Source organism: Mesorhizobium sp. WSM4849 (genome assembly GCF_055811385.1).
In genome coordinates this window covers 1-4,698 of the sequence record NZ_JBVVPW010000080.1, presented here as the reverse complement: position 1 = coordinate 4,698, position 4,698 = coordinate 1, and the positions used below count along the sequence as shown (strand labels likewise).

General features: G+C 61.7%; 5 protein-coding genes and 1 pseudogene. 3 read left to right on the top strand and 3 right to left on the bottom strand.

Features of this window, described 5'->3' with window-relative positions:
- Window positions 1-368: 368 nt before the first annotated feature.
- Window positions 369-629 (bottom strand): annotated as a pseudogene (locus AC0L3L_RS36175) (recombinase family protein); the annotation flags it as partial.
- Between the two features lie 190 nt (window positions 630-819).
- Between AC0L3L_RS36175 and AC0L3L_RS36170 the strand changes: the two are divergent.
- Both AC0L3L_RS36170 and AC0L3L_RS36165 read left to right on the top strand, forming a co-directional pair.
- On the top strand, window positions 820-2,202 hold the full coding sequence (locus AC0L3L_RS36170) for a site-specific integrase (protein ID WP_473642137.1): 1,383 nt from the start codon (window positions 820-822) through the stop codon (window positions 2,200-2,202).
- Complete coding sequence (locus AC0L3L_RS36165) at window positions 2,096-2,449, top strand: tyrosine-type recombinase/integrase (protein WP_473642139.1); 354 nt, start codon at window positions 2,096-2,098, stop codon at window positions 2,447-2,449. The genes AC0L3L_RS36170 and AC0L3L_RS36165 overlap by 107 nt, the downstream gene beginning before the upstream one ends.
- 60 nt (window positions 2,450-2,509) lie before the next feature.
- Here AC0L3L_RS36165 and AC0L3L_RS36160 read toward each other — a convergent pair whose 3' ends face one another.
- On the bottom strand, window positions 2,510-3,058 hold the full coding sequence (locus AC0L3L_RS36160) for a tyrosine-type recombinase/integrase (RefSeq protein ID WP_473642135.1): 549 nt from the start codon (window positions 3,056-3,058) through the stop codon (window positions 2,510-2,512).
- Window positions 3,059-4,071: 1,013 nt separating this feature from the next.
- Between AC0L3L_RS36160 and AC0L3L_RS36155 the strand changes: the two genes are divergently transcribed.
- A complete protein-coding gene (locus tag AC0L3L_RS36155) occupies window positions 4,072-4,434 on the top strand; it encodes a reverse transcriptase domain-containing protein (protein WP_473642133.1) in 363 nt (120 codons plus the stop codon).
- Here the strand turns inward: AC0L3L_RS36155 and AC0L3L_RS36150 are convergent.
- Window positions 4,422-4,698 (bottom strand): hypothetical protein (locus tag AC0L3L_RS36150; RefSeq protein WP_473642131.1); only part of this gene is annotated, 277 nt, incomplete at its 5' end. The genes AC0L3L_RS36155 and AC0L3L_RS36150 overlap by 13 nt on opposite strands.

Below are 4,698 nucleotides of genomic sequence, written 5' to 3'. Positions count from 1 at the left end.
CTTCATGGAGCTTCTCACAGAGACATTCCGGCTTTTTGAGAGTGAGAACTGATGAGCCGGGCGCGAATCCATCCTGATGTCTCATGGCCCAGCCACAGGTCGCGCTTCCGGGGCTGCGTTGAGCCAGCACCGAAGGGTCGTATCGCGCCTTCATTGATAAGATCGTCAGCCGGCACAACGCCAATCATGGTAAGCTTATCGATGCCGAGCGCCCTCATTTGCAGGAACTGCCCGACCGGCGAACCAGCGACTTTCCGATGACAATCTCCGGGGTGAGCGCCGCGAACTCGTCTGCACCGGCCGGACAACACTCTCCTGCAGTGAGGGCGCCGCAGCCCGCGGCGCACGCGTTTGCGGCCCTCCTCAATGATGACCTTGCTTGTCGTGCGCCCGAAGGCATGGGCACCCGCATAGACCGGGTTCGTCAGAATGTTGTGCACGGTATTGTAGAGCGGCAGTTTCCAGGCGATGAAGCGCCCCTCTGCGTCATGCGACCTAACGGGCAAAGCGATGCCTTCGTCTCTGAACCACATATGGACCTGCCGGACGCTCTGTAGCTCGGCGAACTTCGCGAACACCAGCCTCAACGCGTGGATGTGCTCGATGAGGAGGTTCTCCGGCAATATCATGCAGCCCGCCGCCGCCGGGGACATTTGCGGCGTGGCGAGTCGGCCACCGGTCGGCAACTGCTCAGCTACTTAAGTGACTTCGGTTGGCATTCGAGCCGTCCCGCCAGAGGTTGATCGGAGTCCTCTGGGTGAGATCACCCGAGATTTCGGGCGCTACCTGAGCGTGGAGCGTGGCCTCTCACCGGCGACCTTGAGCAACTATCTGCCGATTGTTCGATGCTTTCTGATCGGGCGGTTTGAGGACAAGTTGATGCGGCTAGATGAGCTGCGCCCAATCGATGTCCATCGTTTCGTTGTCCGTTACGCAAAGACGGGAAGCCTTCGCCGGGCGCAGCTGATGATCACAGCATTGCGCTCGTTTCTGCGCTTTCTGCAACAGCGGGGCGCTATCGCGACGGATCTCGCTCGCGCAGTGCCTGGGGTGGCCAACTGGAGCTTGGTGAACCTACCCAAGTCGCTTCCGCCTGAACAGGTCGAGCAGATGCTCGCGTTTTGCGATCGCGGCACGCCGGTCGGCCAGCGAGATTATGCGATCTTGTTGTTCCTGGCCCGCTTGGAGCTGCGTGCAGGCGAGGTCGTCGCTTTGACCTTGGACGGTTTGGATTGGGAACTGGGCGAGATTGTCGTCCGCGGCAAGGGCCAGCGGCTGGGACGACTGCCATTACCGGCGGATGTCGGTGCGGCGCTGGTCGACTATTTGCGGCACGTTCGTCCGATCTGCTCGACGCAGCGGGTCTTCATCCGCATGCGAGCGCGATTGCATGGTCCGGTCGGCTCCAGCGCCGTCGACTGTGTCGTTTATCGCGCGCTCAAGCGCGCCGGGCTGAACCCAAAGTTCAAAGGGGCTCACCTGCTACGCCACTTCCTGGCCACCGACCTGCTGCGCCGAGGCGCTTCGCTTACCGAGATCGGACAACTACTGCGCCATAGCCAGCCGACCACCACGCAGATCTACGCCAAGGTGGATTTCGCGGCGCTACGGACCGTGGGGTGGCTTGGCCGGGAGCTGCGTCATGAGCCCGTTGCAGGCTGCGCTCGACGAGTATCTGGCCATGCGTCGTGCCCTCGGGCACGAGCTCCGTCTGGCCGGACGCCTGTTGCAACAGTTCCTCGCGTTCGCCGATCAGGCCGGCGCGACCTAGGTCACCGCCGATCTCGCATTGGCATGGGCAACCCAGCCTGCCAGCGCGCAGCCCGCCGCGCCCAGCGCGTGCTCGCGATGCGGAGCAAGCGCTATTTGCGGCGACCAATCGACTTTCTTACGCCGACCGAAGTGGCCGCTCTGCTCGCCGCTCCTGACCTCAATATCTGGAGCGGGCGGCGCGATCGGGCGTTGCTGCTTCTGGCCGTCCAAACCGGACTGCGCGCCTCCGAACTCCTCGGTCTGCGCTGCCAGGACGTCGTGCTCGGCCCCGGCGCCCACGTACGATGTCAAGGCAAGGGGGCGCAAAGTCCGCAACACACCCCTGCGCAAAGAGACCATCGCGGTTCTGCGCACTTGGCTTCAAGAGCGCCAGGGCCAGGCCTCAGAACCTGCCTTTCCGACCATCACCGGCACGGTGCTGAGCCATGACGCCCTGCAATACTTGCTCAACAAACATCTTGCCATTGCGCGTCGTCACTGCACCTCATTGTCCGGAAAGCATGTGACGCCTCATGAGCTTCGACACACGCTGGCGATGGACTTGCTTCACCACGGCGTCGACCGTTCCGTGATCGCGCTCTGGCTCGGCCACGAGTCGGGGGAAAACGACATCCATTTATTTGCAGGCCGATATGAAGCTCAAGGAAGACGCACTTGCCAAGTCGCCGTCCGCTGATGTTCGCGCCAGCCGGTATCGTCCCGACGATCACCTCATGGCCTTCCTCAGGAGCTCTGATTATGCCGACACACATGTGAGCATGTCCCGAGAAACGCTTGGGGTTTTCGCGCCATCTGGGGGCCCACTCGGAATAATCTGGGCCTCGGAATTATGCCTGAGCGTGTGGACCGTCACACGCTTGTCGATGCCGGCGGCCGCACGCGCCGAGCGCCAGGCCGAATACAGCACCTGCACGTCGATGGGGCGAATTGCATCCCCGCCCGGAACAGCCAGCCCTGTGGCTTCGCTAGCCGCCAGTAGACGCGCAGGATGCGCAGAAGCCGGTGCGGTCCTTGCCGCCCTTGCCGTGCTCGACCCGGATGACACCGCGTTCGCATCGATGTCGCCGACCTTCAGCCCGACGGTCTCCGAAGCGCGATGGCCGGCGGCATAGGCCGTCGTAAAGGCGGTGCGCGTCTTCAGGCTCGGCACGGCCTCGAGAAAGCGGACAACCTCGTCGGCGCTGAGAACCACCGGCAGGGTGCGTGGAGCGCGGGCATAGACGATCCGCTCAGGGATCTCGGCATGACCCAACGTCGCGCCGTAAAAGAACCGCAGTGCGCACACCGTCTGGTTCAGCGCCGGCCACGAGATTCCGGTCGAAACCAGATGAACCTGGAAGGCGCGGACGTCCTCCAGACCGAGCCGGTCCGGCGAACGGCCACAGTAGCGCGAAACTCCGCCACGGCATGCACGTAGGATCGCTGCTTGGCCGGCGACAGATTGCGATCATATCCTGGATCATGCGCCGGCGAAGCGGGCTCAACTCGGCCATCTTATTGCTCCTGTTCTCAAATTGCGCTTCAATAGCAGCAATCCTTCAAAACAGAAGCGTCATCCGCAAATCGGTGCACCAAATGCCGCGTCAGCGGCTTCGTTGTGTGCCCAGCAGTTCAACCGCTTGGGGGTGAAAGTCCCTTAGCCAACCTGATGGAGGTGAAGGCCTAGCAAAGCGCAAGGGCATTACCGCGAGGTGGTGTCTAAAGGAAGCGTGGAGCAAAACTGCGACCTGACGAACAGAAACCGGATATGAGGCATCCCTGGCCGGACGAGCGGGCAACGTGTCGCGAAGTCCATATCCATCAAGGGGCAGGGCTGTAGATCCGGCAGGTGCGGGGAAGGCGATTGAACTTACCTGGGGAGGCCTGCATCATGTTCCGACTTCGGAACTGAGGGAACCGCAAGGTGACCTGATCGTGATGCAGGAGTCAGCAGAGGGCGTAGTAGGTGATGCTGTCGGCAAGGCTAGTGAGGCACTCCGAGGCCGAAAGGCGCAGCAAACGGATAGGCCGAGCCGGAAACGATGACCGAAGGCCCGAACGATTGGAAGTGGCAAGTAGGACTGGCAACTCATGAGTGGAAAGCGGCAGAAGACCCAGTATTCACTGGCCCTGGAACCGAGGGATCAGGGTGAAGCCCCTGTCAGCGGTTACCAAGGGGCCGAACCGCTCGTGGCGAAGTCTGCACACGAAAGCCCGGCTTGGACAGAACAGCTAATGGAGACGGTATGTAACCGAGAGAATCTGGAAACAGCGTGGAAACGCGTTCGAAGCAACAAGGGCGGTCCAGGCGTGGATGGGATGACCATCGACGACGCCAAGGGCTACCTGCGTGAGCACTGGCCAAGCATTCGGGATCGATTGCTCAAGGGAACCTACCAGCCGCAGCCGGTCAAGCGGGTCGAAATCCCCAAGCCGGAGGGCGGGGTCAGAAAGCTCGGCGTGCCTTGCGTCGTCAACAGGCTGATCCAGCAAGCCCTGCTGCAGGTTCTCCAGGAGCAGTGGGACCCGACATTCTCCGAGCACAGCTACGGCTTCCGTCCGGGACGCTCGCTCGCTCATCAGGCGGTAGCCCAAGCGCAATGCTACATTGCCGAGGGCTACAGCTACGTGGTCGATATTGATCTCGAAAGATTTTTCGATCGAGTCAATCACGACAGCTGATGGCGCGCGTCGTCGCGAGGGTGACGGACAAGCGTGTGCTCAAACTCATCCGGGCATTCCTGAATGCCGGGGCGATGGAGGATGGCTTGGTCCGTCCGGTGGACGAGCGGACCCTCCTGCTCGACGATCTCGACAGGGAACTGGCCCGACGTGGTCTCCGTATAGCGCGGCGATCTGGGAGAGACCTCGCATTGCCTCGTCGAAAATGTTCCTGAATGTTCAACCGTTGCCTCACATAAGTTGCTCCCCACCGAATGGTATGAG